Origin of the sequence: Rothia sp. HMSC065D02 (genome assembly GCF_001815285.1) — a bacterium.
Lineage (GTDB): Bacteria > Actinomycetota > Actinomycetes > Actinomycetales > Micrococcaceae > Rothia > Rothia dentocariosa.
In genome coordinates, this window is sequence record NZ_KV820089.1 from 391,472 (window position 1) to 417,562 (window position 26,091).

Annotated in this window: 22 protein-coding genes; 8 read left to right on the forward strand and 14 right to left on the reverse strand. The window is 56.0% G+C overall.

The window, feature by feature from the left end; translation table 11 throughout:
• Positions 1 to 3: 3 nt before the first annotated feature.
• The gene (locus HMPREF3016_RS05805) at positions 4 to 654 is read right to left on the reverse strand and encodes a TetR/AcrR family transcriptional regulator (RefSeq protein ID WP_246828483.1); all 651 of its coding nucleotides are present in this window, start codon (positions 652 to 654) and stop codon (positions 4 to 6) included.
• A gap of 14 nt (positions 655 to 668) precedes the next feature.
• Between HMPREF3016_RS05805 and HMPREF3016_RS11055 the strand changes: the two genes are divergently transcribed.
• Entirely contained in the window at positions 669 to 971 is a 303-nt protein-coding gene (locus tag HMPREF3016_RS11055; RefSeq protein WP_210399788.1) for a hypothetical protein, read from the forward strand.
• Positions 972 to 1,008: 37 nt separating this feature from the next.
• On the opposite strand, the gene HMPREF3016_RS05815 is transcribed toward HMPREF3016_RS11055, so the two are convergent.
• The 7 genes from HMPREF3016_RS05815 to HMPREF3016_RS05845 all read right to left on the reverse strand — a co-directional run bounded on the left by HMPREF3016_RS05815 (position 1,009) and on the right by HMPREF3016_RS05845 (position 9,746).
• Positions 1,009 to 1,215, reverse strand: a complete 207-nt coding sequence (locus HMPREF3016_RS05815; protein ID WP_013397806.1) for a DUF3073 domain-containing protein — start codon at positions 1,213 to 1,215, stop codon at positions 1,009 to 1,011.
• Positions 1,216 to 1,557: 342 nt separating this feature from the next.
• Positions 1,558 to 3,357 (reverse strand): carbohydrate-binding domain-containing protein, encoded by a 1,800-nt coding sequence (locus HMPREF3016_RS05820; RefSeq protein WP_048752681.1) that lies wholly within the window; start codon positions 3,355 to 3,357, stop codon positions 1,558 to 1,560.
• 266 nt (positions 3,358 to 3,623) lie between these two features.
• Positions 3,624 to 5,210 (reverse strand): carbohydrate-binding domain-containing protein, encoded by a 1,587-nt coding sequence (locus HMPREF3016_RS05825; protein ID WP_070740885.1) that lies wholly within the window; start codon positions 5,208 to 5,210, stop codon positions 3,624 to 3,626.
• Between the two features lie 170 nt (positions 5,211 to 5,380).
• Entirely contained in the window at positions 5,381 to 6,217 is an 837-nt protein-coding gene (locus tag HMPREF3016_RS05830; RefSeq protein ID WP_070740888.1) for a polyphosphate polymerase domain-containing protein, read from the reverse strand.
• 195 nt (positions 6,218 to 6,412) lie between these two features.
• Positions 6,413 to 7,009, reverse strand: coding sequence for a DUF4956 domain-containing protein (locus HMPREF3016_RS05835; protein WP_004005538.1), 597 nt, complete (start codon positions 7,007 to 7,009; stop codon positions 6,413 to 6,415).
• A 502-nt stretch (positions 7,010 to 7,511) separates the two neighbouring features.
• The gene (locus HMPREF3016_RS05840) at positions 7,512 to 8,525 is read right to left on the reverse strand and encodes an excalibur calcium-binding domain-containing protein (protein ID WP_070740891.1); all 1,014 of its coding nucleotides are present in this window, start codon (positions 8,523 to 8,525) and stop codon (positions 7,512 to 7,514) included.
• A gap of 252 nt (positions 8,526 to 8,777) precedes the next feature.
• Positions 8,778 to 9,746, reverse strand: coding sequence for a Sir2 family NAD-dependent protein deacetylase (locus HMPREF3016_RS05845; RefSeq protein ID WP_048752674.1), 969 nt, complete (start codon positions 9,744 to 9,746; stop codon positions 8,778 to 8,780).
• A gap of 151 nt (positions 9,747 to 9,897) precedes the next feature.
• Here HMPREF3016_RS05845 and HMPREF3016_RS05850 point away from each other — a divergent pair, with 151 nt between their 5' ends.
• Both HMPREF3016_RS05850 and HMPREF3016_RS05855 read left to right on the forward strand, forming a co-directional pair.
• The gene (locus tag HMPREF3016_RS05850) at positions 9,898 to 10,434 is read left to right on the forward strand and encodes a PadR family transcriptional regulator (RefSeq protein ID WP_070535419.1); all 537 of its coding nucleotides are present in this window, start codon (positions 9,898 to 9,900) and stop codon (positions 10,432 to 10,434) included.
• Between the two features lie 186 nt (positions 10,435 to 10,620).
• Positions 10,621 to 11,625, forward strand: coding sequence for a zinc-binding alcohol dehydrogenase family protein (locus HMPREF3016_RS05855; protein ID WP_246828484.1), 1,005 nt, complete (start codon positions 10,621 to 10,623; stop codon positions 11,623 to 11,625).
• Between the two features lie 63 nt (positions 11,626 to 11,688).
• Here the strand turns inward: HMPREF3016_RS05855 and HMPREF3016_RS05860 are convergent, their stop codons facing one another.
• From HMPREF3016_RS05860 to HMPREF3016_RS05870, 3 genes are all read right to left on the reverse strand, one after another.
• Complete coding sequence (locus HMPREF3016_RS05860; protein WP_070740897.1) at positions 11,689 to 12,060, reverse strand: winged helix-turn-helix transcriptional regulator; 372 nt, start codon at positions 12,058 to 12,060, stop codon at positions 11,689 to 11,691.
• 160 nt (positions 12,061 to 12,220) lie between these two features.
• The gene (clpB, locus tag HMPREF3016_RS05865) at positions 12,221 to 14,818 is read right to left on the reverse strand and encodes an ATP-dependent chaperone ClpB (protein WP_070740900.1); all 2,598 of its coding nucleotides are present in this window, start codon (positions 14,816 to 14,818) and stop codon (positions 12,221 to 12,223) included.
• Between the two features lie 224 nt (positions 14,819 to 15,042).
• Positions 15,043 to 15,636: a hypothetical protein gene (locus tag HMPREF3016_RS05870; protein WP_246828485.1), complete on the reverse strand. Its 594-nt coding sequence runs from the start codon at positions 15,634 to 15,636 to the stop codon at positions 15,043 to 15,045.
• Between the two features lie 74 nt (positions 15,637 to 15,710).
• On the opposite strand from HMPREF3016_RS05870, the gene HMPREF3016_RS05875 reads away from it, so the two are divergent.
• The 3 genes from HMPREF3016_RS05875 to HMPREF3016_RS05885 all read left to right on the forward strand — a co-directional run bounded on the left by HMPREF3016_RS05875 (position 15,711) and on the right by HMPREF3016_RS05885 (position 18,600).
• Positions 15,711 to 16,370, forward strand: a complete 660-nt coding sequence (locus tag HMPREF3016_RS05875) for an HAD family hydrolase (protein WP_070740906.1) — start codon at positions 15,711 to 15,713, stop codon at positions 16,368 to 16,370.
• A 275-nt stretch (positions 16,371 to 16,645) separates the two neighbouring features.
• Positions 16,646 to 17,146, forward strand: a complete 501-nt coding sequence (locus HMPREF3016_RS05880) for a Dps family protein (RefSeq protein ID WP_013397818.1) — start codon at positions 16,646 to 16,648, stop codon at positions 17,144 to 17,146.
• A 245-nt stretch (positions 17,147 to 17,391) separates the two neighbouring features.
• Positions 17,392 to 18,600: a VIT1/CCC1 transporter family protein gene (locus HMPREF3016_RS05885; protein ID WP_070740909.1), complete on the forward strand. Its 1,209-nt coding sequence runs from the start codon at positions 17,392 to 17,394 to the stop codon at positions 18,598 to 18,600.
• Between the two features lie 366 nt (positions 18,601 to 18,966).
• Here HMPREF3016_RS05885 and sucD read toward each other — a convergent pair whose 3' ends face one another.
• The 3 genes from sucD to HMPREF3016_RS05900 form a co-directional block, all read right to left on the reverse strand.
• A complete protein-coding gene (sucD, locus tag HMPREF3016_RS05890) occupies positions 18,967 to 19,884 on the reverse strand; it encodes a succinate--CoA ligase subunit alpha (RefSeq protein ID WP_048752662.1) in 918 nt (305 codons plus the stop codon).
• A 29-nt stretch (positions 19,885 to 19,913) separates the two neighbouring features.
• Positions 19,914 to 21,080, reverse strand: a complete 1,167-nt coding sequence (gene sucC, locus HMPREF3016_RS05895) for an ADP-forming succinate--CoA ligase subunit beta (protein WP_070740912.1) — start codon at positions 21,078 to 21,080, stop codon at positions 19,914 to 19,916.
• 227 nt (positions 21,081 to 21,307) lie between these two features.
• Complete coding sequence (locus tag HMPREF3016_RS05900; protein ID WP_070740915.1) at positions 21,308 to 24,181, reverse strand: ATP-dependent helicase; 2,874 nt, start codon at positions 24,179 to 24,181, stop codon at positions 21,308 to 21,310.
• Between the two features lie 146 nt (positions 24,182 to 24,327).
• Between HMPREF3016_RS05900 and HMPREF3016_RS05905 the strand changes: the two genes are divergently transcribed.
• Both HMPREF3016_RS05905 and HMPREF3016_RS05910 read left to right on the forward strand, forming a co-directional pair.
• Complete coding sequence (locus HMPREF3016_RS05905; RefSeq protein ID WP_070740918.1) at positions 24,328 to 25,176, forward strand: VOC family protein; 849 nt, start codon at positions 24,328 to 24,330, stop codon at positions 25,174 to 25,176.
• 161 nt (positions 25,177 to 25,337) lie between these two features.
• On the forward strand, positions 25,338 to 26,039 hold the full coding sequence (locus HMPREF3016_RS05910) for a TANK-binding kinase 1-binding protein (TBK1-binding protein 1) (RefSeq protein WP_246828486.1): 702 nt from the start codon (positions 25,338 to 25,340) through the stop codon (positions 26,037 to 26,039).
• Positions 26,040 to 26,091 lie beyond the last annotated feature (52 nt).

The following is a 26,091-nucleotide window of genomic DNA, read 5'->3' on the forward strand; positions in this document are numbered from 1 at the left end:
CGCTTATGCGCCGGTGAGGTTATCGAGGTGCCGCTTGGTGACGGAGTCAAAGAGGTCAAGGCTCTGTGCGGAGCGTGCTATCAGCTGCGCGCCCTGCACCGTGCAGAATAAGGACTCCGCCGCTGCCTGCGCGTGCTCGGGATCGTACCCGGCGTGCTCAAAACGCTCGGCGATCCAGCGAATATTCTTAGTCTGAAAGTCTGCGGTGTTAATCTCGGCAGGCTCACGGTTTTCAGCCTGGGCGCGCAGGGGCACGAACGTGGCGTTGATATGCGTTCCCCGTTTCGCCGTCTTCTTGTCCTCTTCAGCATCGTGATCGGGTGCGCTCTGCTTTAGGGATTCCAGCGCCAGCATTGAGCAGAGGCAGAGTTTATAGCCCTGTTCCAGGTTCGCACGGTAGGGCCTCATATAGACTTCGAGTTCTTCGCGGAGGCTGTGTGCCGCCTCCACGCCCTGGCGTAGCGTCTCAAAAAAGTCTGTGCTGTACTTTTCGAAGGCTGCACGCACGAGATCTGATTTCACAGGGAAATAGTAGTGAATGCTGGGTTTTTTGATGTTCATTTTGCGCGCTATATCTGCGTAACTGAAACCGCTGACGCCGTTCCTTTGGATGTAGTCGGTGGCTATACGCACAATATCATCTTTAGTTCCCATCATTCTCTCCTTATGTGATCGTTAAAATCCCCTCGACCGCCGACGCGGGGGCTGCGATGCGAATTCACCTTGTCATCGCTGCGATAATCGAGGACAATTCCCGCGAGCGCGATTTCATTGTCGGGAATATCCGGGTGGGCACGGACCTTATTCGGGTATTGTACATTTTCGTAGGTGACACTATCGTATCCACACCGCAGGATGCCCGCCAGCATCAGCAGATGCGCAAACGAACCAACATGAAAACCCGTGAACCGCTCAAGCACGCCCGCAGAGTATACAAAAAACCGGCCCAAGTCACCCTGCAGGGTGCTTAAGCCGGTTCGCGTATGAGCGTAACGCTAGGCTCTACCGCTACACCTCATCATCATATTTGGCATATTTCTCCGCGTATGCCGAGTAATCATCCTCATCATCATAGCGACGAGAAGATGATTCGGAGGATTTAGTGTTCTTAGCGTTGAGCTCGCGCTCAAGTGCACTGTAGTCGGTCTCGGGGCTGAAGTACTTCATCTCCCGAGCCTGCCGTGTTGCCTTAGCCTTCTGACGGCCGCGCCCCATGGCGTGACCCCCTCTTTCCTCATGTCCGCAGCCACCACACCCAAGGCGCGCATAACCCACGGATCGCTCTCTAGTCTTTCCTATGTTCTAGGGTACCTTGTTTTACCCCTCAATGTCTTGTTGATTGACAGATTCATGCTCAGAAAATCTATCGAATCTTCAGTTTCTTCGCCCAAAACCCAGCGAATTATGCATAAGGTTTGGGCTCCACCTCGCGCATTATACGCTGATGTGGAGCCCAAACCTTTGTAGGAGCCTTCTATAAGAGCCGCGCGTAGCAACCCATCTCTACAAGCCCGAGACTCAAAGATTTTATCCCCAAGTCCCTGGGAACAACCCGCACTAGCTGGCTGTAAAGCTACCTAGCTCGGTCGCACCGGATGCCAACGACGTTGCGTTGGAGTCCACAGCCGATGTTGTAGTGTACACCGTGTAACTCTGACCCTTGACGATCGATGAGCTAGAGACGAGAACCAACTGCACATTCGACTTGGTGACTTTATAGTTAGCCACCACCTTACCAGATGAATCCGCTACTTGAACCGTGGATCCTTGCTCAAATCCGGAACTATTGGTCAGTTTCAGGTAGCCGCTCGTCGAGTTGGTGGAGGGAGCCTCGAACATATCTGCCGTGCTGCCGCTGAGAACCGTGGCACCGTTGAGGAGCAAGTCGCCGTTGGTATCCAGCGCAGCGTTACCGCCTTGGCTGGGGCCGTTCACTATCAGCGTTCCTCCAGAAAGAGTTGTGACACCGTTCGAATCGATGCCATCGCCCTCAGCATTGACGGTAACGTGACCGCCGCTCACGTTGATTGCAGCATCGACAACCTCAAAGGTTCCGCCACCACCACCGGGCATACCACCCTGCGGGGGCTGACCCATCCCCTGCTGGCCGGTACCTGTAGTTCCGTTCTGAGACGTGCCGTCCTGGGCGTTACCGCCGGGCATTGCCGGAGGCTGACCCATGTTCTGATTGCCTTGGTTCTGGGTGTTGTTCTGCTGCTGAGCAGTGCCTGAAGTTCCGCTCTGCTGTCCGCCCGGAATGCTGCCCTGCTGCTGGTTGTTCTGCTGCTGATCGGCAGTATCAGAGGTGTTCGCGGATGAATCCGTACTCTCAGAATCGCTTGTCTTCAGCGAGGCATTCATGCCGTCATCCGCGCTCGTGACGTTTACATCGCCACCAGAGACATTGATGTACTGTGCCTCAATGCCTTCATCGGACTGTTCAACCGTCAGGGAGCCCCCGGAAATTTCGACGACCCGAGAGGCTTTGAAACCGTCATCGCCCGCATTCACGGTCACGGTACCGTTGCTCAGGCGGGTCCAGCCCTGCCCCTCGTCGGTGTCGTTAGTAGACTTGATGCCGTCCTGCTGCGCGGTCACGTTAATAGTGCCGCCTAGGATATCCACATAATCCTTGCCCTTGATACCGGTGTTCGCCGCATTGACCTCAAGGGTGCCGCTGGCAATCACAAGGCCATCACTCGTGTGAATACCGTCTTCGTGGTTGCCGTTCACCTTCAGGGTGCCTTCACCCGCAATCGTCAGGTCGGCCTTGGAATAGACCACGGCATCCGGATCATCTTCCCCCGTTGCGGTGTAGTCTGCACCGTCGCTTATCGTATTGGTGGTGCCAGATGCGCTGTAAAGAATAACCTCGTCAGCGTTTACCACGTTCAGCGCGGCACCGCTGGAATTCGTGATGTTTGCGTTATCGAGAACGAGCCGAACCGCGTCGCTGTCAGCGGTTTCAACCTTGATCTGCCCCTGGTATTCGCCGGAGAGTTTGTACGTGCCAGCCTTCGTGATGGTCAGCGTTCCGTCTTCAACGGTAACGCCGTCCGTTGCGGTGGGGTTTGACAGGTCAATCGCGGTTTCGGAGGAAGTGTCCCAGCTGAGATCCTGCTCCGAATAGTGAGTATCGACGTCGAGTTTTTCGCCGCTTTTCACGTTGGTCGAGAATGACGAGCTGCTGGTGGCAGTGTCGGTGGCGGTCGCCGAGGATGTTGTCGCTGTCGTACCGACTGAGCTATCCGCCGCCGTGCCAGAGGCGAGGGCGTTGCTCGTAGTTGAGCATCCGGTGAGTGCAAGCGCTGCGAGCAAAGTTACCGAGGTTGCCGAAGTCAGTATTTTTTTATTCATGGGGAAAGAATCACTTTCTATCTACACTGTTTGAGCAGTTTGTGAGTATTTTCAGGGTTTACATCCGAATTCTACGGGGTAACGGGTACCAGCCGCATCAAATTCACGGGTTCCTGCAGGCTCCTGATGTATGTGTCGTGTGATAGAAATTGGATTTTCTGATGCATACTTGTGGCGTGCACCGCCACCCGCGCCGGAGTTTTATGTGATGGTTGTATCCTGCGCAGGCTAAAGGTTGGAATAGGATTCTCTCCTCTCGTTATGTTTTACAGATCAGGGGCTGATGCCGTGAAAGTTCCACGTTCAACGGCACCAGATGCAAGGGTGGTGGTCTTCGGATCCACCAGCGTGGGTGCTAGGTAAAGAGTATATTCTTGACCCTTCACGATAGAGGGATTCGAGAAAAATACTTGTTTAACACCCGGAGTAATCACCCGGTAGTTTGCAACGACTTGTCCGGCAGAATCTACTGCCTGAACAGATTGCTCTTGTGGGAAAGTATCGTTATCTGCAATTCGCAGATACCCATTTGTGGAGTCGTCGATCGGGCGCTTGAAAAGCTCTACACCACCGCCGCCAAATGAGATCCTGGCGTCGTTACTTACAGTAATGTCACCATTTGGATCAATAGGGTCATTGGCATCGTCTTGAGGACCGTTGATTAGCAACTCGCCTCCTGTGTAGAACTCGTGTCCGTTAGAGTCCATGCCGTCGGCACCCACGTTGAGGGTTACATTTCCACCGGTCATGTTGATCACGGTATCAATAACCTCTGTGGTATCGCGGGCACCACCCAAGGGTACGGGGCTGGCATCCGGCTGGTCGCTGTCTTCCTTCTGATCCTCATACTCTTGATCATTAGGCAGCTGGTCCTTGAGCGAGGCATTCACGCCGTCGTTATTGCTGTTGATGAGCGTATTGCCGCCATGAATATTGACGTATTGCCCTTCAAGCCCTTCTTCAGACCCTTCGATGGTGAGCTTCCCGTCCAGAATCTCAAGGGTGCGCAACGCCTTGATGCCGTCGTCGCCAGCGCGGAGAACAGTGTCACCGCCAGCCACGCGCGCCCATCCAAGGCCTTGTTTTTCGGTGTTGGTGGCTTTAATCGCGTCTTTTGCGGCTTCAATACGCAGGGTTCCGCCCTGAATATCCACGTAGTCCTTGCCTTTAAGCCCGGTCTTCGAGGAATTAACGTTGAGGGCACCGCCGGCAACAACCAGTCCTTTGGTGGTGTGCACCGTCTCGTCAAATTTACCGGCGATATTCAGCGTTCCATCGCCCGCAAGGGTTAGGTTAGCGGTTGAATAGATCGTAGAATCTGCCTCTTTTTTGCCCTGAACTGCGTATTCTGGGCCGTCACTGAGGTTATTGGTGCTGCCCCGAGACGTGTAGATGACGGCTTCGTCGGCAGAGGCAACGTTGATAGCAGATCCGGTCTCATTCGTGATATTAACGCCGTCAAGAATGAGCTGAACTTTATCTGTCTTAGGGGCTTGAACCTTCACTTGCCCCGTATAGTCGCCAGACATACGGTAGGTTCCCCCCTTCGTAATCGTAATCGTGCCGTTTTGTTCGCTGACCCCATCGGTTGTGGTGGGATCTGCCAGATTGAGCGGAAGAACAGCGTCCTGGTTCCAGGTCACGTCTTCTTGCGTAAAGTGAGTTTGCGCATTAATCTTTTCACCATTTTTGGTGTTCGAGGTGTATACGCCAGATTTAAGTTCCTTCCCCTGTTCCTGTGCGGTCACAGTGGCTTTGGAGTTATCAGGGTTCCCGCTAATCGCGCATCCGGCAAGTGCCAACGATGCTGCAAAGGTGCATGTAAGAACAGATGTAAACCGGTTTTTGAACATCTCGAACGGGGTTCCTTGTCTGTAGGGATTAAGTATCTCGGTAAAGATTGCCTCAACCATCCTACGCGAGAGGGTGGGGTTTCCAGAATGCCCTAACACGGTGAGCCTCTGGAACACCCCACCCCATTCTTGTACCGCGTTCTAAGACGTTACCCGCTCAGGGTCTAGATCTAAGCGGCAGGTTCAAGCTGCATCCAACGTTGAATCGTGCGCTTCCACTTGTTCGCCGGCAGCTGAGGATTCAGTGCAGCCATACCCGTAGCGAACTTAGAAATTTTGACGGGTCGGATGCCCGCACGCCACAGATACTTATCGGCGACTGAAGGTGCGCTGCCGGATTTCGTTTCGATAATCACCGTACCGGGTGCAGTATATTCGGTACCGACCTGATACTTGGTTGGCCCTTCACCGCCGTCTGCGGTGTACATGAGCGCGTTTTCTGAAAGCGGAGTCCATGTGAGCGAAGTATCAATCGTGAGGCGAGAATCCACCGGATTCTGCTCGGACTGGGGCAAATATACAGTCGTACGACGGTACCCGGTGCGGATAACCGGCTCCAGGTCATTTACAGACGCATCCGTCAGCTGCTCAAGCGCGGTAGCTACATATTCCTTGCCTTCTGCAGTGAGCATGTCACGGTTTTCGATAGAGTACGGAATACGTTCCTTGACCGTGAATTCACGAGCCCCTTCAGTCTTGACTTCCAAGAAACTCAGGTCAGAATCCAGATAGCTGCGAGTACGTACCTTGAACCGGTTACGGCTGCCGATGGCGGAAGCCTTATAGCTCACCAGGTCAGGGGTGTCGAAGTATACAGAGTCATAGGCGAATTCACGCTGACCGTCGATTTCTAGGACGGCCGCTTCGTCGGCGGGAAGTTCAGCTAGGATAGATGCCGCATAATCTGCGTCCACAATGTATTTGCGATCCACACGGGTCTGCATAGCGGCTTTTTCGTTGAGTTCATCGAGGCTGATGCTCTGCCAATAGGTTGGCACGATAGACATGGTACTTTCCTCTCGGTGCCCGCTTCGGTGAGAAGACGGAGTATTATCTACCGCAGGGGTGTGCGTAGATTCCAAAGTCTGTGCGGCGCCACCCTGAAACGGGGTGTACGGCTGAGGTACTTGGGGACTCATGGTAGGTCCTTTCAACGTGTGAGTTTTTAGGTGTAGTTTTAGGGGATATCCGCGAGATAAAGCCTAGGAAGCGTAGTATTCGTAGTTCGCGTTAAGGTGTTCTTGGAGTTGGGGAAGCTCTTTATAGGTGATAGTCACCTGTGTAGTGTCGTTGAGCAGGTCAAGCTCCAGGATCTTAGCGGAGACGACCTCGTACCCGAGACGTGATTCCAGATAGGCTTTTAGGGTTCCTTCGTCGCTGATAGCGCGATCCACCGTGACGGTTTGGGTGCGCGGCTGGTTTTTCGCTTCAAAGATCGGTGAATCCAGTAGTGCGATAATTCCGACCAGTACCACCATGAGGATGAAGGCGATATATGGCGGGTCAAGCCGCACGCCGGAGATTAGACCTAGGGCGAGAGATACGAAGTAGTACCCGACCTCACGCTGGCTTAGGGAGGTAGACCGCAGGCGGATAATGGAGAGAACGCCGAAGAGTCCTAGACCCATAGCGCCCGCGGTGCTTCCGGCATGTGCCAGGGCGACCGTTACGGTGAAAACACCGGCGTTGATAACCGCGTATGAAATCATGAGTTCACGGGTCTTATGACGAATCATGTACAGGGTGCAGAGTGTGCCAATTGCTACTAGGTCTGCCAGTCCCATCATCAAAATATCCATTGGACTCTCCGTTCCGTTTTGTGTGCCGTTATGTTCTTGTATTTCTAGGTTCGCGCCCGTTCCTGTGTTCTTCCTGTGTCTGTCTTAACTTGTAGTTATGTATTTCGTGCATATCTAAAAGTTCCCCGCGATTGCAGGGAATAAAGGATAAAGAACGAGACTCAGTACTACAAAAATGTGGTGGTATGCTCATAAAAATTCAGAATTTGCATATACGGAGCGTTAGCGCCTATATAGAGGTCTTAAGGATGCGCAAAAGGCACATTCTGACTTAGATAACGTCTCCTATGCAAATCCTGATTGGTACGCTTTTCGATCGTTATTACTGTCGAGAGGGGTCTTGCTTCGGAGGGCGGCATCGGCAGCTTTTTTGTGGAAACTCTCTTCCTAGATTTTGAGGTTTAAACAGCAAAATCCCCCGCTCCTCAATCATGAGGAACGAGGGATTCTTGTAGCCTCCGGCAGCTTCTAGAGCCACCCCGAGGACTTAATCATCTAATCTTTAGGCACGCTTGCGCTTACGCAGAGCAGCTACGGTTGCACCGCCCACGCCCAGAGCAACCATACCCAGACCTGCTACGGTCAGAGCACCGTTTGCACCAGTGTTCGCCAGCTTGCCATTGCTGTTCGAAGAAGCGTTATTAGAGCCGTTATTGTTGTTATCCGAAACGTAACCTGCACCGCCGTTACCGTTGGATGCGCTACCCTGCTCGCCATTGCCGCCGTTGCTTTCGCAAGCCACGCCATCATGGTCGCTGTCGAGGTGATCGGCATATGCAGCGTCATTGCGCTGGATGTCCTTGAAACCTGCTTCGTTAGCCTCTTTACAGGTAGCAAACTGGTGGGTTTCGGAACCGTTGGTCACCTGAGCGGTCTCGGTTGCGGCAGCAGATGGGGTGCTTGCAGCCTCAGCAGTGGTGGATGCACTCGGAGTTGAAGCAGGAGTGGTTGCTTCAGGAGTCGATGATGGAGTCACGGTCGGCGTAGATGTGGGAGTGCTGCCGCCGCCTACGGCACCCATGCCGCCCTGGCCACCTTCACCGGGAAGGGAACCACTCTTCTCAGAAGCCACAACCTTGACCTTTACAGTCTCGCTGCGCCGCACATCGCCAGCCTTTTTGCCGGTCAGAACGGTAATTTCAACATAGTCACGTTCGGCATAGGCAGCATTCCACTTGATGTTGCCGGAGACATTGCCCTGCGCGTCTGCATCATAGGTACCCACGATGGAACCTTCATGGTCTTTAAGCACCAGAGTGGACCCAGCAGAACCATCTTCGGTTGTATAGCCGGAACCTTGGAAGGTCAACTCCTGACCTTCTTTCCATTCATTGGGGAAAGAAATCTTAGCTTCATCGCTGTGGGAGTGTTCCGAATTTCCCGGAACAGAAGTAGATACAGAATTACCGGGAAGGGAATTAGTGGCAAATGCTGCCGGAATGGTAGTAAAACCGCCTACCAATCCACAGCTCAGAGCTGCAACGGCACCGAAAGTAGCAATTTTTTTAGTTCTCATGCTTTATATACTACCCTCTCAAAACCCTGTCTTCGCCTCTATGATGCGGTTTGAGCGGATTTTTTAAAGAGAAATTATTAACACAGGTATTTTTGATAGATGTACTATTCCCATAAACTTTAAATATCATCTTGAGGCTTTAACTTTAATGTTATTGCAGGCACCTTAATTTCTATCTAGAAAATACTCTTGATAGTAAAAATCGGTATTTCCAACGCCTTTTTTCTTTTGAGTAGCCCAAGGATTAGCAGATTAGATATCGAGGCGATCCAGCATTTCTTCCAGCGCCTCCCCCACGCCCGTGCGCCACAAATAGGTGACGCGCGCATCCGCACGCCCGGGGCCACCATTCATAACCGCCACGGGTTTATCCGCGCGCAGGGCATCAAGCACAATCTTGTAGCTGCTCATAACCGCGACCGAGGAGCCCACCACCAGTACACCCGAAGAATCCGCGAGCATCTGCTGCTGGCGAGCCTTCCGGTCGGCGGGCACGGATTCACCAAAATAGACAACATCCGGTTTGAGTTTCATCGAGCCGCAAACCGTACACCCCACCATCTGGAAGCTGCGAATATAGTCGTTGTCGAGCTCAACATCGCCGTCAGGATTAACCTGCAATTCGGTACTTTCGAGACGTTCTAGATACCCCGGATTTGCTGCACCCAGGCGGATATCCAGGCTCTCACGCGACTCGCGCGTTCCGCAGTCCAGGCACAGAATTGAGGATAAATCGCCGTGCAGCGCCAGCACGTTCTTGCTTCCGGCACTCACGTGCAGGCCATCAACATTTTGGGTAATAAGGCCGTTCACCGCGCCCGCATGCTCAAGTTCGGCGAGCGCATAGTGAGCCCGGTTCGGGGATGCGCGGCGCATGCGCCTCCATCCGACGTAAGACCGAGCCCAGTAGCGTTGTCGGGCGGCATTGTCGTAACGGAATTCTTGGTAGGTCATGGGCCGGTGGTCCAGGAGCGATCCGGAGGGTCCGCGATAGTCGGGAATGCCAGATTCGGTGCTGACCCCGGCGCCGGTAAGCGCCAGAACGCCGCCGGTGCGGAGCATTTTTTCGATGCCCTCGGCGGCGTATAGAGGGTCGTGCGGGGTGATGGTTTCGGTGACGACTCGTTCAATGGAGCGAATGGCGGCGCGATGCGCGGAGGCGATGAGTGTGCTTTTCTCGCCCGCGTCTGCAAAGTTCTGCGTATCGGTCCATTTTTCCATGTGTCTAGTGTATGTCGGGGATGTTTCTCTCCCCCAGTTAGGGACGGGCAACCTACTTCCCTGTCCGGGTTCTCTTGATCACAAACCACTATAAGCAAGACTAGTATTAATGATAGTATTATCCACAACAGCAATAGCGAAAGGAAGCATTATGGCAACCCCAACTATCGACGCTATGATCCTGGGGGCTCTGCATGAGCACCCGATGAGCGCCTACGAAATGAACAAAATGATGGACCAGCGCGGAGTGCGCGGTTGGGCGCGCATCAGCTCACCCTCCGTATACCGCAACCTGGTGCAGCTCTATAAGCAGGGATATGTGGAGAGCACCACCGTCAAAGACAGTGCTATGCCTGAGCGCACGGTCTACTCCATTACTCTCGAAGGCAAGGAACGTCTTCATGAGCTTCTCTACGATATTGCCTCCAGCCCGGCGCGCGTAGACTTCAACTTTGTCTCCGTCATCGCGAATATCCGCATGGTGGACGAGAAGATGGGGCACGAGCTGTTGCAGTCTATCGCCGATACCTACAGCGAGTGGGCAGATCGGCTGGAGCAGGCTGCCGCATCCATCGAAGACCAGATAGAGGCGAAGGCAACCCTAGAGCTATGCTCCGACACCTACCGACTTATTGCGGACTGGGCACGCAAATTCGAGAAGGATTTCTATCAGAATCGCAAGAAGTAAGGGCTGATTCCGCGCGCTAAAGACTGAGTTCTGGGAGCATAAACTACGCTCCCGCCTCGGCAAAGATAAAAACGGCTCGGCACGAAACCTTATGAATTATGTTTCATCTATAGGTATGACGTGGTTTCCTCGGAGTAACTAGCCCTCCTTGAAAGTGCCTGTGGGGCGAGAAGTAGAATGAGTTTTATGTCAAACACTATGAAAACAATTGCTATGCTACGTTCCCTACCAATTTCTGACCCAGAAGCGCTCATTGAGGCTGAAATGCCCATCCCTGTTCCGGGCGCCCAGGATCTCTTGGTTCGAGTGAAAGCTGTCTCTATCAACCCCGTGGATATCAAGGTACGCGCGGGTGCAGGAGTTCAGCAAGATCCTAAAATTCTTGGTTGGGATGCGGCAGGTATCGTCGAGTCTGTAGGGGAAAATGTATCTGGTTTTGTCCCTGGCGATGAGGTTTATTACGCTGGTGATCTCACACGCCCAGGTTCAAATGCAGAATATCAGACGGTAGATTACCGCATCGTCGCTAAGAAACCTGCATCGTTGGGGTTCACGGAAGCTGCTGCCATTCCACTTACTGCAATCACTGCATGGGAAACGCTCTTTGATCACATGGGTCTCACCGAAGATACTTCGGGTAACCTTTTGGTAATTGGAGGGGCAGGCGGAGTCGGTTCTATGGTGATCCAGCTTGCAAAAGCACGAACTTCTCTTCGCGTAATTGCATCAGCCTCACGCCGAGAATCCGTTGAATGGTGCAAGAAGCTGGGAGCGGATGACATTGTGGATCACAGCAAAGATTTGGAGCAGCAAGTTCAGGATCTTGGCGGCGCCGACTACGTTTTCTCTGCATACACTGAGCATCGTGAAGAGGATATTGCCTCTGCCATGAATCCGCAGAGCCAATTAGTTTTTATTGACGATCCCCAGACTCTTAACATTGGCGCTTTTAAACCTAAGTCGATCTCTGTGACGCCAGAATTTATGTTCACTCGTTCCATGTTTGCAACAGAGGATATAGCGTATCAGTCTGATCTGCTGAGGCAAGTAGCTGACATGATTGACTCGGGACAGATTATGGGTACTCTCACCGAGACTTTAACAGGACTTAGTGTTGAGTCTTTCCGTGAGGGGCATCAGAAAGTTGAAAGCTCCCATATGATCGGAAAACTCGTCATCTCTTATTCTTAAACTCCCGTCAATATGAGGAGGGGCTATCGTGCAGACGATAACCCCTCCTCATATATTCTGCCGCTATGTCGTTGTATCGTACACGTCTTGTGCGTCAAGTACTTCTTGTTTATGAGCCTCAGACCATTGGCGAAGAACTTGTAAAGGCTCAATTAGGGTTTCACCCAATGGGGTAAGTTTATATTCCACAGTAACGGGTACGGTAGGAAAGATAGTCCTGCTTACCAAACCGTCACGTTCTAGTGTTCGGAGGTTCTGGGTCAGAACTTTCTGCGTTATGCCGGTGATACTACGCTTCAACTCTGAAAAACGTTGAGGTCCCTGCTGCAGACGCCCGATAATAAGTGCCGTCCATTTATCCGCGATCCTATCGAGAATATGTCGGCACGGACAGTTCTTGTTGTAAACGTCAGCGTTATTCTCACAAGTATCCATGAGGGAACTATAGCATTTTGAAATATCTAGAAGCTTATGCAAACAGGCGTCTCGGTCCTTAGCTCTGCAAGCACGAGCTCCTCCGGGAGTGGAAAGGTGCAGCGGGAGCGTAATTTACGCTCCCGCTGCAACTTAGCATTCTGTTTCGCGCCGTGATGAATTAGTCGTCACGCTTGGAGGTCACTGACAGACCGTCCATTGCAACATCCGGGTTCACATCCACCTCTACGGTGTCGCCGTCGTGAATGGCACCTGAGAGGATGCCCTTCGCCAGACGGTCGCCGATCTCGCGCTGTACCAGGCGGCGCAGCGGGCGGGCACCGAAGGCCGGATCGTACCCTGCCAAGCCCAGCCACTCCAGGGCGGCGGGGGTAACATCCAGGGTCAGGCGGCGGTCGGCCAGACGCTTGCCCATGCCCTGAATCTGCAGGTTCACAATCTGTCCCAGATGCTCGGAAGAGAGCGGCTCGAACATGATGATGTCATCCAGACGGTTCAGGAACTCGGGGCGGAACGCCTGGTGAACCACCTGCATCGCCTTCTCTGTGCGCTCCTCAAACGGCATCTCCTGATCGACCAGGTACTGCGAACCCAGGTTCGAGGTCAGAATCAGAATCACGTTGCGGAAGTCCACGGTGCGACCCTGACCGTCGGTCAGACGACCGTCATCAAGCACCTGCAGCAGAATATCGAAGACCTCGGGGTGAGCCTTCTCAACCTCGTCCAGCAGCACCACGGAGTAGGGGCGACGGCGCACGGCCTCGGTCAGCTGACCGCCTTCTTCATGCCCCACGTATCCGGGAGGCGCACCCACCAGGCGGGAAACGCTGTGCTTCTCGCCGTACTCACTCATGTCGATGCGCACCAGGGCGTGCTCGTCGTCAAACTGGAACTCCGCCAGGGCCTTCGCAAGCTCGGTCTTACCTACACCGGTCGGTCCCAGGAACAGGAAGGAACCAATCGGGCGGTTCGGGTCGGAAATTCCGGCGCGGGCGCGGCGAACCGCATCCGCCACAGCAACCACGGCGGCTTCCTGACCGATCAGGCGTTCACCGATGCGCTTCTCCATCTCCAGCAGCTTCTCAGATTCGCCCTGAAGCATGCGCCCGGCGGGAATGCCCGTCCAAGAAGAGATAACCTCGGCAATGTCGTCAGCCGTGACCTCTTCAGAGACCATAGCCTCGCCATGAGCCTCAGTTTCGGCGCGCTGAGCTTCTTCCAGTTCCTTCTCCTTGGCGGGAATTTCGCCGTAGAGCAGGCGGGATGCGTCCGCCAGGTTGCCCTCGCGTTGTGCTACCTCGGCACGCGAACGTAATTCGTCGATTTCGCTCTTCAAATCGCCCACGCGGTTCAGACCGGCCTTTTCGGCTTCCCAGCGGGCGTTGAGCGCATCCAGCTGTTCTTTCTTGTCAGCCATGTCTTTGCGCAGCGCCGCCAAGCGTTCCTTCGACGCCGGGTCGGTCTCGTTCTTGAGGGCCAGTTCTTCCATAGTCAGACGGTCTACGGCGCGGCGCAGCTGGTCGATTTCCTCGGGGGCCGAGTCGATCTCCATGCGCAGGCGCGATGCGGCCTCATCCACCAGGTCGATCGCCTTATCGGGCAGCTGACGTGAGGGAATATACCTATTTGAAAGTGCTGCGGCGGCGACCAGGGCGGCGTCGGAAATCTGCACCTTGTGGTGCGCCTCGTAGCGTTCCTTGAGCCCACGCAGAATACCGATAGTGTCATCAACACTAGGCTCACCCACGTACACCTGCTGGAAACGACGTTCCAGAGCGGGATCTTTCTCAATATTCTCGCGGAACTCGTCGAGTGTAGTAGCGCCAATCATGCGCAGCTCGCCGCGTGCCAGCATGGGCTTGAGCATATTGCCTGCATCCATAGAACCTTCGGATGCGCCCGCCCCAACCACGGTGTGCATCTCGTCGATAAAGGTGACGATCTGGCCTTCGGATTTCTTGATTTCTTCGAGCACGGCCTTGAGGCGTTCCTCGAATTCTCCGCGGTATTTAGCGCCCGCAACCATGGATCCAAGGTCAAGGCTGATCAGGGTTTTACCGCGCAGGGATTCGGGGACGTCGCCGGAGACCATGCGCTGAGCCAGCCCTTCGACCACGGCGGTTTTGCCGACGCCGGGTTCACCAATGAGCACGGGGTTGTTCTTGGTACGCCGGGAAAGCACCTGCACCACGCGGCGGATTTCAGAGTCTCGGCCAATCACGGGGTCGAGTTTACCTTCGCGGGCGAGCGCGGTCAGGTCGGTTCCGTACTTTTCAAGGGCCTGGAAGGTGCCTTCGGGGTCCGGGGTATCCACGGTGCGGTCTCCTCGTACTTGGGGAATGGTCTCTTCGATAACTTTGGCAGTTGCGCCCAGGTTTTCAAGCGCGCGAGCGGTATCGCTATCGCCGCTTGCGATGCCCAGCAGCAGCATTTCGGTGGAGATGTAGGTGTCACCGAATTTCTGAGCGTGGGTCTGCGCACTCTGAATAGCGGCGAGGGCGCTGCGGCTGAAGTTTGCGTTCTGCACAGATGCGCCAGATGCCTTCGGCAGCTTCTTAATCTCTGCGGATGCGGCTTCCGAGATGGCGTCGATATCGAGCCCTGCGGCCTTGAGAACCGCTACGGCAACGCCTTCTCGCTGATCCATCAGTGCTTTGAGGATGTGCGCAGGTTCGATGCTGGGGTTACCCGCTGTCTGCGCGTTCATATTAGCGGCGGAGAGTGCTTCTTGGCTCTTGGTTGTGAATTTTGCGTCCATAAATCTTATCCTTTCGCGTCTTGTGCGGGGCGCATCCTGCGCCTTCTTTTTATAGCTAACTTGAGTCTACTACACTCAACGTTTGGACGCAAGGGGTTAATGCAGGTTTTCCGGACCAAAATTCAGCCCTAAAAAGGCTCTTTATGCGAATAAAGCGGTGAAAAATACGCTTTATTCGCATAAAGAGCCTTTTTAGGGCGCGGGTAAGAGGATCAGACTAGGTCTCAGTCCAAGAAGTCATACGGGCTTTGTTGTCGCGCCTGCTCCTCCAAAACCTCGTCGGTAACACCCTGCTGTATGCGCGCCGAGCGCCTATTGGCATTGAAAGCGATCACGGCGGCGGTAATAGCCATGGCAAAGGTCAAAATTCCGAAGGTATTCCCGAATCCTGCACCGTAGCCCACGTAATCGGCACCCGCGAGCGCACCAATTCCTGACACCGGTACCCCGGCACGGTAGTCGGGAATGAACATCCCAAAGAGAAATGCGAGCGCCCAGCAGGCCCACACGGAAAATACGAATCCCCAGGATGCACCAACCCGCGCGTACTCGCCGCTGGTAACGCGACGATGCGCATCACGAAACATCCACCATGCACCCAGACACAGAATCACGGCGAGTGCTGGGCCAAATGAGATAGCAAAAATAGGCACGAGGTCACCGGCGGCACCGAAGAGGGCACGGCCTACGGTAATCCAGGCGGCAGAGACAAACGCCATGGGGTAGGCCAGATAAAGCGTCATAATCCGGATCGGATGCATACGCTGCGGCGGGCGTATTGGTGCCTGCCCTTCGTGATGTTCGGATACGTTATTCACATAGCCCATAGTACTAGCTGTGGCACATGTGCAGGATGATGGGCACCTGAACACCCGACCTGTAGGCTTAACCTATGACGAATAATGCTTCTTTTCCCGCCGCGATTCTTTTCGACCATGACGGCACGCTTGTAGATACCGAGCCGGTGTGGGCTGCCGCGAAGGTTGCTCTGGCGGCCGAGTTCGGCGGCACCTGGACCGAGCAGGATACCCTGGATTGTCTGGGGCTTTCCATGAAATTTACGCTTGACCGCCTGCGCGAACGCGGGGTTGATCTGCCGGATGAACAGATTAATGAGCGCCTAGTCGCTAAGGTTCGTGAGGCATTGGCGCATCAGCAGGTGGAGTTTCTGCCCGGTATTGAGCGTTTCCTGACCCAGGTGCGTGATGCCCAGATTCCGGCGGCAATTGTTACGAACGCGACTACGTCGATCGCTCAGCGTACAGCCGATGCCGCCCCAGAGGGAACGTTCTCGGTCATTATTGGCAACGATGAGACGACGCATCCAAAGCCTGATCCGCAACCATACCTTTTGGCGGCGCAGCGTTTGGGGGTTGAGCCTAGTCGGTGTGTGGCGGTTGAAGATTCGCCATCCGGGGTGCGCAGCGCGACGGCGGCGGGCATGAAGGTAATTGTAGTGCCGGGTGAGCTTGAGGTTCCTGCCGAGCTGGGGCATGCCCGCATGTTACATACCGAGTTAACGTTGGATGCGGTGCGCGCCTTAGGCGAATAGCCGCCCGATTTTCTTATTCCTCACTGTATTCATGATGATGGTTCACTGATTGCACAGGGTTGTGGCGGGGTGTGCTAAGCCTTATCTGGGCTATTTTTTAGCGTTGTCAGAACCGCACACAAAGCCACCCTTATTATGAATTACTAAAAATAAACTTGACTCCGGGGCATAAAAATGATTTACTAAGGATAACGCTTTTGCGTGGAGATAGCGGGTGAGAATCCCCCGGCGTCTACCCCTTGAAGCAGCATCTACACACTAAGAAGGAGTCTCACATGACATTCGCACAATACACCGCACCCGGTCTTACTCTTGACGAAGGCAAAGAAATTTCCGAGGTTCTACAGGCTCGCCTGCACGACCTCAACGAACTGCATCTTTCCCTGAAGCACGCACACTGGAACGTAACCGGCCCCGACTTCATCGCCGTGCACGAAATGATTGACCCGCAGGTCGATACCGTTCGCAACTTCGTGGACGACATCGCAGAACGTATGGCAACCCTGGGTGCAACCCCCAATGGTCTCGCTGGTGCGCTGGTCGCAGCACGCAACCACGAGGATTACCCCGTAGGCCGCGCTCGCGTGACCGAGCACCTGCATGCCCTCAACGACGTCTACACCCGCGTGATCGAAGACCATCGCAAGGCTATCGAGTTCGCCGGTAAAGTTGATCCCATTACCGAGGATCTGCTGATCGGTCAGACCGCTGAGCTTGAGAAGTTCCAGTGGTTCGTTCGCGCATTCCTAGAGAACAGCGCAGGCGAAATCAAGTAATCCGCACACAGGGCTTTAGAACGAAAGGTGCCGTCTCCCCTACGCGGGAGGCGGCACCTTTTTCTTAACAGCCGTTTCCCACGCTACCTGTAAATTCTTTTTCGCGTGAAGAAACGTACCAATGAGGGTACTGGGAAAGATATTTTTCGACGCAGCGAACATAAAAGCACCGGCACCTTTTCCTAGATTTTCGAGTACGAACCCCCTATGCTGGTGGTTTGCACACCAATCTACCCGGGATATCTATGACATCGGCCGAACCGCATAAAACTCAGAGCGAGCATCTTCTCACCGCCCAGGCTGAGGGGGTTCGCACCGCATCCGAAGATTCTTCCCCGGCAACCGGGCACATACCGGCACGGCACCACCCCGTCACCCAGCCGAGTGAAGCACAAATCCGGCGGTGGCGGCGTTATCTCGCCGATGAAGAGTCGGAGGCGCGCATCTACCGCTACCTGGCCCAGCGTGCCGAGGGCGAAGAGCGTGAGATTCTGATGCAGGTTGCCGAAGCCGAGAAACGCCATCAACAGCACTGGCGCGATATGCTCGGCGAACATGCCGGTAAACCCTCACGTCCTTCGCTGTCTTCGGCGATTTTGCAGTTCCTTGCGCGGCATTTCGGGTCGGTTTTTATTCTGGCGATGGCTCAGCGTGCCGAATCCCGCTCCCCCTACGCCGAAGATCCGGACGCCACCGAAGAAATGGCGGCTGACGAGGCTATTCACGAAGAAATCATCCGCGCCCTGGCAACTAACGGGCGTGAAAAACTCTCGGGCAACTTCCGCGCGGCGGTGTTCGGCGCGAACGACGGGCTGGTCTCGAATTTGGCGCTGACGATCGGTATTACGGCCTCAGGTGCGTCCAGCTCTATGGTGCTGCTTTCGGGGATTGCCGGACTGCTCTCGGGTGCGCTTTCTATGGCGGCGGGCGAGTTCGTTTCGGTACGTTCTCAGCGCGAACTTTTGGATGCATCCCAGCCAACCCAAGTAACCTTGCGCGTGGCGGGCGACCTTGATATTGATGCGAACGAGCTTGAGCTCATCTACCGGGCGCGCGGCATGGATGAGGAGGCGGCGCATCACCGTGCGCTGGAACGTTTCGGGTACCTCGACTGTGACTGCGACCCGTCACTGTCACATCGTGCTGATGAAGAGGGCGAGGAAGAAAACGTAGCGCTGGGTACGGATATTGGCGCGGCGGCGGCATCGTTTAGCTTCTTCGCATCCGGGGCGCTCGTGCCGATTCTGCCCTATATTTTCGGGCTTTCCGGCGTCTGGGCGATGGCGCTTTCGCTCCTGTTCGTCGCCATGGCGTTGGGTTTCACCGGCGGTATTGTGGGTCTGCTCTCGGGGTCTTCCCCGATGCGCCGCGGGCTGCGCCAAATCCTCATCGGACTGGGCGCGGCGGGCATAACCTACCTGCTGGGCCTAGCTTTCGGCACCACGCTGGGTTAGGTCTATTCCGCCCCATACTTTCTCTAAGCCATTGGCTTTGCCCCCTTGCAATACACGAAATGCCACGCCCATGAGCGTGACATCCGGAACCGGCGCATCCAGCAGTCTTTCAGCTTTAGCTACTTGCATATCAGGTTATCGGCTATATAGCGTTGCGCAAAGAGCAACCATAATGGAGAGACTGGTTCTTTGTTTTATATTCCCTCGCAAGCCCAATAGAAAAACTCCTGCCGTTGGTACTCTCCATATAGTGGAGGACCGTTGACAGGAGCGAATTAGTACTTTGATTATATATGAACCCCCGGCGGTGCGAGCGTAATACTCACACCGCCGGGGGTCTTATTAGCTGCCCGAATGGGCGGGATGCTACTTGTTGGCGAAGATTTCGCGCATCAGATTAGCGGCCTCGGAGGGGGTCTTGCCGACCTTTACACCAGCAGCCTCCAGAGCTTCCTTCTTCGCCTGTGCGGTCCCCGAAGAACCTGAGACGATCGCACCCGCGTGGCCCATGGTCTTGCCCTCAGGAGCGGTAAAGCCAGCTACGTAACCAACCACGGGCTTGGTGACGTTCGCCTTGATGTACTCGGCGGCACGCTCCTCCGCGTCGCCACCAATCTCACCAATCATCACAATGCCCTCGGTCTCCGGGTCAGCCTCGAAAGCCTCCAGAGCGTCAATATGGGTGGTGCCGATAATCGGGTCGCCGCCAATACCGATAGCGGTGGTGAACCCAATGTCGGCGAGCTCGAACATCATCTGGTAGGTGAGGGTACCCGACTTGGAGACAAGACCGATCTTGCCCTTTCCGGTGATATTCGCCGGGGTAATACCGACCAGGCACTCCTCAGGGGTGATAATGCCGGGGCAGTTCGGCCCGATAATGCGGGTAATCTGCTTGCCGTTCTCGTCCACCGAAGCTTTCGCGGCAGCCCAGAACTCAGCGGTATCCTGCACAGGCACGCCCTCGGTAATGACGACGACCAGACCGATCTTAGCCTCAATAGCCTCAAGCACGGCGGCTTTGGTGAAGGCGGGCGGCACGAAAACGATCGAAACGTTCGCACCGGTTTCGGTAATAGCCTCGGCAACGGTACCGAAGACCTTCAGCTCAACATCGGAGCCGTCCTTTGCCTTGTGGGTAACGGTGGTGCCAGCCTTGCGGGCGTTCACGCCGCCCACAATGTTTGTGCCGGCTGCGAGCATACGAGCGGTGTGCTTGGTGCCTTCGCCGCCGGTGATGCCCTGAACGATGACCTTAGAGTCTTTGTTCACAAAGATAGACATAGTTTTTCCTATAAATCCTTCGGTGGCGATTACGCCTTGTTAGCGAGCTCTGCTGCCTTGTCGGCGCCTGAATCCATGGTGGTTGCCTGCACCACGAGCGGGTGGTTTGCCTCAGAGAGGATGCGGCGGCCTTCCTCCACGTTGTTGCCGTCCAGGCGCACCACAAGCGGCTTAGTTGCGGAATCGCCCAGAATCTCAAGCGCCTTCACGATGCCCTCAGCCACGGCATCGCACGAGGTGATACCGCCGAAGACGTTCACGAAAACGCTCTTAACCTGTTCATCGCCCAGAATAATCTCAAGGCCCGCAGCCATAACCTCAGCGGATGCGCCGCCACCGATATCGAGGAAGTTGGCGGGCTTCACGTTGCCGTGCTTTTCGCCAGCGTATGCCACCACATCCAGGGTAGACATCACCAGACCGGCACCGTTGCCGACAACGCCAACTTCACCGTCGAGCTTCACATAGTTCAGGTCGTGCTGCTTAGCCTTAGCTTCCAGCGGGTTTTCGGCGGATTTATCGACAAGCGCCACGTGATCGGGCTGGCGGAATTCCGCGTTATCGTCGAGAGAGACCTTGCCGTCAAGAGCCAGAATATCGCCTTCGGGGGTCTGCACGAGGGGGTTAACCTCAACGAGGGTTGCGTCTTCCTTCTTGAAGACATCGCCCAGCTTCACGAGAACCTCAACCACCTTAGGCTGTAGTTCAGCAGAGAACCCGGCGGCCTCAACGATCTCCTGTGCCTTAGCGGAGTCGATACCCACCAGCGGGTCCACCTCAACCTTAGCGAGAGCCTCGGGGCGTTCAGCGGCGAGCTGCTCAATTTCCATGCCGCCCTCTACCGAGCACATGGCAAGGTACGAACGGTTTGCACGGTCAAGCAGAATCGAGAAATAGTATTCTTCAGCAATATCAGCACCCTGTGCGACCAGCACGCGGTGAACGGTATGACCCTTGATATCCATACCAAGAATCTGCTGAGCGTACTCGTATGCCTCGTCAGGGTTTTTAGTGAGCTTCACGCCGCCCGCCTTACCGCGGCCACCGGTCTTAACCTGAGCCTTAATGACGGTCAGGCCGCCGATTTCCTCAGCTGCTGCCTTTGCTTCTTCGGGAGTGGTCGCAACAATACCCTTGAGCACGGGTACACCGTGCTTTGCGAAGAGATCGCGCGCCTGGTATTCGAAAAGGTCCACAGGTGTCCTTCTTCGTCGAAGTGATGCCGCCGCATGGGATGCGACGGCCTGGTCTCATGAGGTTCATACGATGCGCCTTGGCACCCGTGCGGGCGCGCGAAAACGCTTTCGAAATCCTCTCATCTCTACTTTATCGGAAATATAGGTTAGTGTGCACTTATGGGTGCACATCAACCCGGTTTTTGTGGGTGGCATCACGTGTTCAGATGCGCCCTACGGGTCGGGGTCTACGAGACTTTCTCCAACGGCGCATACCGCAGCAGCAAACGCTTCTCCTCGGAGGCAAAACGCACCTTCGCCACGGTCTTATCGCCGGTGCCTTCCAGAGCGAGAACTCGGCCCTCTCCAAACTTGGTGTGGCGCACCGTATCGCCCACCTTCAGCTGCGGAATTTCCTTGCCTTGATGCACCCGCGAGCGGTTGCGCACCGCTCCGGATGCGCTGGCTGCGGCCGCCAAACCGTAGCTTGCCGAACCATTGACCTCAGCTGTTGATGGTTCACGGTTCGCTCGGGTGCAGGATTCATCGTATCCTGTGCCGTAGCCGCCCGTGCTGCGCCCGTCTAACCCGCGCCCATCAGCATTGCGCCCACCGCCGGAGCTGTATCCGCTCGCCCCGCGATAGCCGCCCTGCCCGTAGCCTCCATACCCGCTGGCACCGTTGGCGTATGCACCCATCCCGGAAGCGCCAAACCCGGCAAAACCGCCCAGACGGCGCCATTCAATTAGCTCCTCGGGAATCTCTTCCAGGAAGGGTGAGGGCGGGTTGAACTGGCTCTTGCCCCACATCGTGCGGGTCTCGGAGCGGGTGATATAGAGCCGCTGCATCGCGCGCGTGAGCCCCACATAGGCAAGGCGGCGTTCCTCGCTCATCTCACCCTCGTCGGTCAGCGCCCGCTGATGCGGAAACAGCCCGTGTTCCAGCCCGGTCAGGAAAACAACCGGGAACTCCAAACCTTTGGCGGTGTGCAGGGTCATCAGGGTAATCATGCCCTGCGCCTTCGCTTCTGCGGCCTCGGCGGCAATCTGCGCGGCGGACGGGGTCTGACCGTCGGCGGAGGCGCCTCGGGAGGGGATCGAGTCGGCATCAGCCACCAGCGAGACATGCTCTAAGAACTGTTCTAAGTCCGCGCCGGGGTTCTCCGCCTCAAACTCGACCATCGCATCCAGCAGCTCCGAGAGGTTTTCCACCCGGGATTCGTCCTGAATATCCTTAGATTCGCGCAGGGCGGCGAGATAGCCGGACTGTTCGAGTACCGCCTCTAGGGTTGTGGCGGCTGATTCAGTGCGCGCAATCTGGGCGAGGTCGTCCATGAGCTTGACGAACTGAGCATACTTTTTCACGGCGGCAGCGCCCAAACCCGGCACACTCCCCGGCTCGGCAGCAGCGGCACGGGCGGCGGCGAAGAAAGAAATTCGCTGTGCCGATGCGTGATCGGCAACCACGGTCTCAGATTTCGCACCGATACCGCGTTTAGGTTCGTTGAGAATACGCCGCACACTCACGTCGTCGTCCGGGTTTGAGAGGGCGCGCAGGTAGGCGAGCGCATCCTTAATTTCTTTGCGCTCATAGAACCGGGTGCCGCCGACCACGCGGTACGGCAGTCCGGCGCGCATCAGGAGTTCTTCAAGGGCGCGGGATTGAGCATTGGTGCGGTAGAAAATCGCCACATCCGAGGGTTTGATGCCGTGTTCATCGGCAAGCCGGTCTATTTCTTGGGCGATATAGCGCGCCTCCGCATGTTCGGATTCGGCGACGTACCCCACGATTTTTGTGCCCTCGCCCGATGCCGTCCACAGCTTCTTGGGGCGGCGGTTGGGGTTGCGTTCAATCACGGCGTTCGCGGCGGAGAGAATGTTCTGCGTGGAACGGTAGTTCTGTTCCAGCAGAATAATGTGCGCATTGGGGTAGTCACTCTCGAAATCCGTAATATTGCGAATGTCGGCGCCGCGGAAGGCGTAAATCGACTGGTCTGAGTCGCCCACGACGGTCAGTTCGCCGGGCGGCGGAGTATCCGGGTACGGCCCCTGCTCGCGAGTGTTTCCCTGCGGATGCGCCCCCACTAACTCCCGCACGAGTGCATACTGGGCGTGGTTGGTGTCTTGATACTCGTCCACCAGAATATGCCGGAATTTACGGCGATAATAGTTTGCGATTTCGGGGAACTTCTTGAGCAAAAACACGGTTTTGCCAATGAGGTCGTCAAAGTCGAGAGAGTTCGCGGCGCGAAGGCGCTGGGTGTAGACGGTGTAAATCTGCGCGATAGTCTTTTCCCACGGGTTATTCGCTGCCGCCGCACTGTATTCTTCGGCGCTCACCAGCTCGTTTTTGAGGGCAGAAATCCTGTGCCCCACGGCCTTGGGGGCAAACTTTTTAGTGTCCAGGTTCAGCTCTTTGATAATGAGCGTGAGCAGGCGCTGCGAATCCGCCGAATCGTAGATCGTGAAGGTGGATTTGAGCCCGAGTGCCTTGGCTTCTCGGCGCAGCACGCGCACACAGAAACTATGGAAGGTGGAAATCCACATGTGCTGTGCACGCGAGCCGATCAGCGCTTGGATGCGCTCACGCATTTCCGCTGCGGCCTTGTTTGTGAAGGTGATGGCGAGAATCTGCCCGGGGGTTGCCCGCCCGGTTGCGAGCAGATGGGCGATGCGGTGCGTCAACACGCGGGTTTTACCAGACCCGGCCCCGGCGACGATCAACAGGGGTGAACCGGCGTGTAAAACAGCTTCGCGCTGCCGGTCGTTAAGCCCGTCGATCAGGGTTGCGGGGTCGATAGTGCTGAGCGAATAGGTGCGCTCCCCGTAAGGGTCTTCGGGGTTGTACTCGCTTCCGTACCCGCCCACTCGGTAGGCGGGCGGCATGAACTCGCCGAGCGCATCCTCGTGAGCGGTGACGGTTTGGGCATTCACCGCTTCAGGGTTGAGCTCTGGCATAAAAGATTCGTGAGCGAAGGGGTCTTCTTCGGGTGCGGAGGTATCTTCCGGGGGAATATGGGCATCATATTCGGGATCGTAGGGCGGCTGCGTGTTTTCGAGATCGGCAAAGAGGGTATCTGCGGCAGGATCAACGCCGGATGCGGAGTTGGTGGGTTCGCTCATGGTCTACCTCGCTGCCTAGAATACACGTTCGATATTCCATGCTACCGTATTTGCCCTCTCGCTCCCACCCATAGCGCCCGTTTGCCGCGCATAATTCGCTCTTAGCGGTACCCCGCCGCGCGGTGTAGACATGTTACGATGACCGGATGGATCAGTTCATCACTCCCGCTATTTGGTGCGACGGTACCGCCGGCGAAGCAGCACAGTTCTACGCCGATGTTTTCCGCGATGCATCCGTGACCGAGCAGGCGCCCGGGCTCGCGGCGACGGTCAGCATCCACGGTTTCAGGCTCTCGCTCATCAACGGCGGTAACCAGTACGCCCCGAACCCGTCGATCAGCTGCATCCTGAACTTTGATCCGCTCTTATTCGGCGGAGAGGAACAGGCCCGAGCCTACCTTGATGAGCTCTATGAGCGGCTCAGCACCGGCGGCGTACTCATGGAGCTGGGTGAGTACCCCTTCTCCCCGCGCTACGCTTGGGTTCGTGACCGTTTCGGCATGACCTGGCAGCTCATGCTCACCGACCCGGACGGCGATCCGCGCCCCTTTGTTATCCCATCCTTCATGTTCGGCGGTACTAATCACGCTCATGCCGAGGAAGCCACAGACGCTTGGATCGCCCTGTTTGATAACGCCCGCCGCGGTGCTCTGTACCGTTACGAGGAAGGCGGACCGCTGGATGCGGGTACGGTCATGTTCACCGACTTTACCCTGCGCGGCACCTGGATGGCAGCCACGGACTCTGGGACCTTCCACGATTTCACCTTCACGCCCGGAGTCTCCATGATCGTTTCCTGCCGCGACCAGGAAGAGATCGACCGCTACTGGGCGGGGCTCTCTGCCGTGCCCGAGGCCGAGCGCTGCGGCTGGTGCGTTGACCGCTGGGGTATCTCGTGGCAGGTCGTCCCCTACAACATCGCCGAGCTCATGGCCGACGCCGCCACACGCGATAATATCCTGCACATGGGCAAGATCGACCTGGCCAAGCTATAACCCGCTGCACCACAGCCTTCCTAATATAGGGGTATCAGCAAAACGAGCGATACCGCGCGGCAGATGACCAAGAAGCCTGCCCCGTATATATACTCCACAGCATTCTTTTGGTAAAGGCCCCACGCTGACACAACCAGTCGCTCTGCGCAATAATGGAAGGTATGGGTCTATCACAAGGTCAGAAGAAACGCCTGTACGGCGAGCAGGCGCAGCAGGGGCAGAACCGACCGCAGCCTGGGCGAAAACCCCAAGAGCATAAAATTCATGAGCTCAAACAGGTCATGGATGACCGTGCCGTGCGCGCGAACGCACCCGCCGAACAGCAGCGTTCGAAGACCTTTCTGTATGTGGCGGTCACGATTTCCCTGCTGTTGGGCGCCTATGTGGCGTTCTGGGTGCTGCCGAGCTACGGCAGGCTGGCGAACGCCCAGGTTCCCGATCTCTCCCCCGTCACCTCAGCCGAAGCTCTGTCCGCCTTCGCCTCCGGGCTGGGCGACAATCTGGGTGCGTATACGTATGCGCATCGTTCGGTGGGCATAGTTTTTGCGCTCTTTTTTGGGCTTTCGCTGGCGTTTCTGGCGTACACGTCACGCCTGCCGAAGGTGCTGCGGGCACTGTTCACGGCGGCTCCGGTGGGCTACCTGCTCGCGCACATTGCCACGATTTTTATGCTGGATGCAGCGCTCGCCGACCCCGCGCATCAGCCCGGCGCTCTGAACGTGCTGTTACCTGTGGATTGGGCGCTGCTGCTTCTGTCTCTGGCGGGTATCGCATACCAGCTGGTGCGCAGCATTAAGGATGCGGCCTCCACCTTTATCGCGGGCGGGCCAAACGCCGGGGCAGACGGTAAATCCGAAGAATAACTCCCCATCGTCCTCACTGTATGAAAAAGGAACCCTACTTCACGATTAGGGT

Coding starts and splice junctions, on each gene's coding strand:
- HMPREF3016_RS05900 (WP_070740915.1), bottom strand. CDS start 24,181: ATGAGCGAACCCACCAACTCCGCATCCGGCGTTGATCCTGCCGCAGAT.
- HMPREF3016_RS05805 (WP_246828483.1), bottom strand. CDS start 654: ATGGGAACTAAAGATGATATTGTGCGTATAGCCACCGACTACATCCAA.
- HMPREF3016_RS05825 (WP_070740885.1), bottom strand. CDS start 5,210: ATGTTCAAAAACCGGTTTACATCTGTTCTTACATGCACCTTTGCAGCA.
- HMPREF3016_RS05815 (WP_013397806.1), bottom strand. CDS start 1,215: ATGGGGCGCGGCCGTCAGAAGGCTAAGGCAACACGGCAGGCTCGGGAG.
- HMPREF3016_RS05845 (WP_048752674.1), bottom strand. CDS start 9,746: ATGGAAAAATGGACCGATACGCAGAACTTTGCAGACGCGGGCGAGAAA.
- HMPREF3016_RS05820 (WP_048752681.1), bottom strand. CDS start 3,357: ATGAATAAAAAAATACTGACTTCGGCAACCTCGGTAACTTTGCTCGCA.
- HMPREF3016_RS05855 (WP_246828484.1), top strand. CDS start 10,621: ATGTCAAACACTATGAAAACAATTGCTATGCTACGTTCCCTACCAATT.
- HMPREF3016_RS05885 (WP_070740909.1), top strand. CDS start 17,392: ATGACATCGGCCGAACCGCATAAAACTCAGAGCGAGCATCTTCTCACC.
- HMPREF3016_RS05835 (WP_004005538.1), bottom strand. CDS start 7,009: ATGGATATTTTGATGATGGGACTGGCAGACCTAGTAGCAATTGGCACA.
- HMPREF3016_RS05830 (WP_070740888.1), bottom strand. CDS start 6,217: ATGTCTATCGTGCCAACCTATTGGCAGAGCATCAGCCTCGATGAACTC.
- sucD (WP_048752662.1), bottom strand. CDS start 19,884: ATGTCTATCTTTGTGAACAAAGACTCTAAGGTCATCGTTCAGGGCATC.
- clpB (WP_070740900.1), bottom strand. CDS start 14,818: ATGGACGCAAAATTCACAACCAAGAGCCAAGAAGCACTCTCCGCCGCT.
- HMPREF3016_RS05850 (WP_070535419.1), top strand. CDS start 9,898: ATGGCAACCCCAACTATCGACGCTATGATCCTGGGGGCTCTGCATGAG.
- HMPREF3016_RS05840 (WP_070740891.1), bottom strand. CDS start 8,525: ATGAGAACTAAAAAAATTGCTACTTTCGGTGCCGTTGCAGCTCTGAGC.
- HMPREF3016_RS05860 (WP_070740897.1), bottom strand. CDS start 12,060: ATGGATACTTGTGAGAATAACGCTGACGTTTACAACAAGAACTGTCCG.
- HMPREF3016_RS05905 (WP_070740918.1), top strand. CDS start 24,328: ATGGATCAGTTCATCACTCCCGCTATTTGGTGCGACGGTACCGCCGGC.
- HMPREF3016_RS05875 (WP_070740906.1), top strand. CDS start 15,711: ATGACGAATAATGCTTCTTTTCCCGCCGCGATTCTTTTCGACCATGAC.
- HMPREF3016_RS05880 (WP_013397818.1), top strand. CDS start 16,646: ATGACATTCGCACAATACACCGCACCCGGTCTTACTCTTGACGAAGGC.
- HMPREF3016_RS05910 (WP_246828486.1), top strand. CDS start 25,338: ATGGGTCTATCACAAGGTCAGAAGAAACGCCTGTACGGCGAGCAGGCG.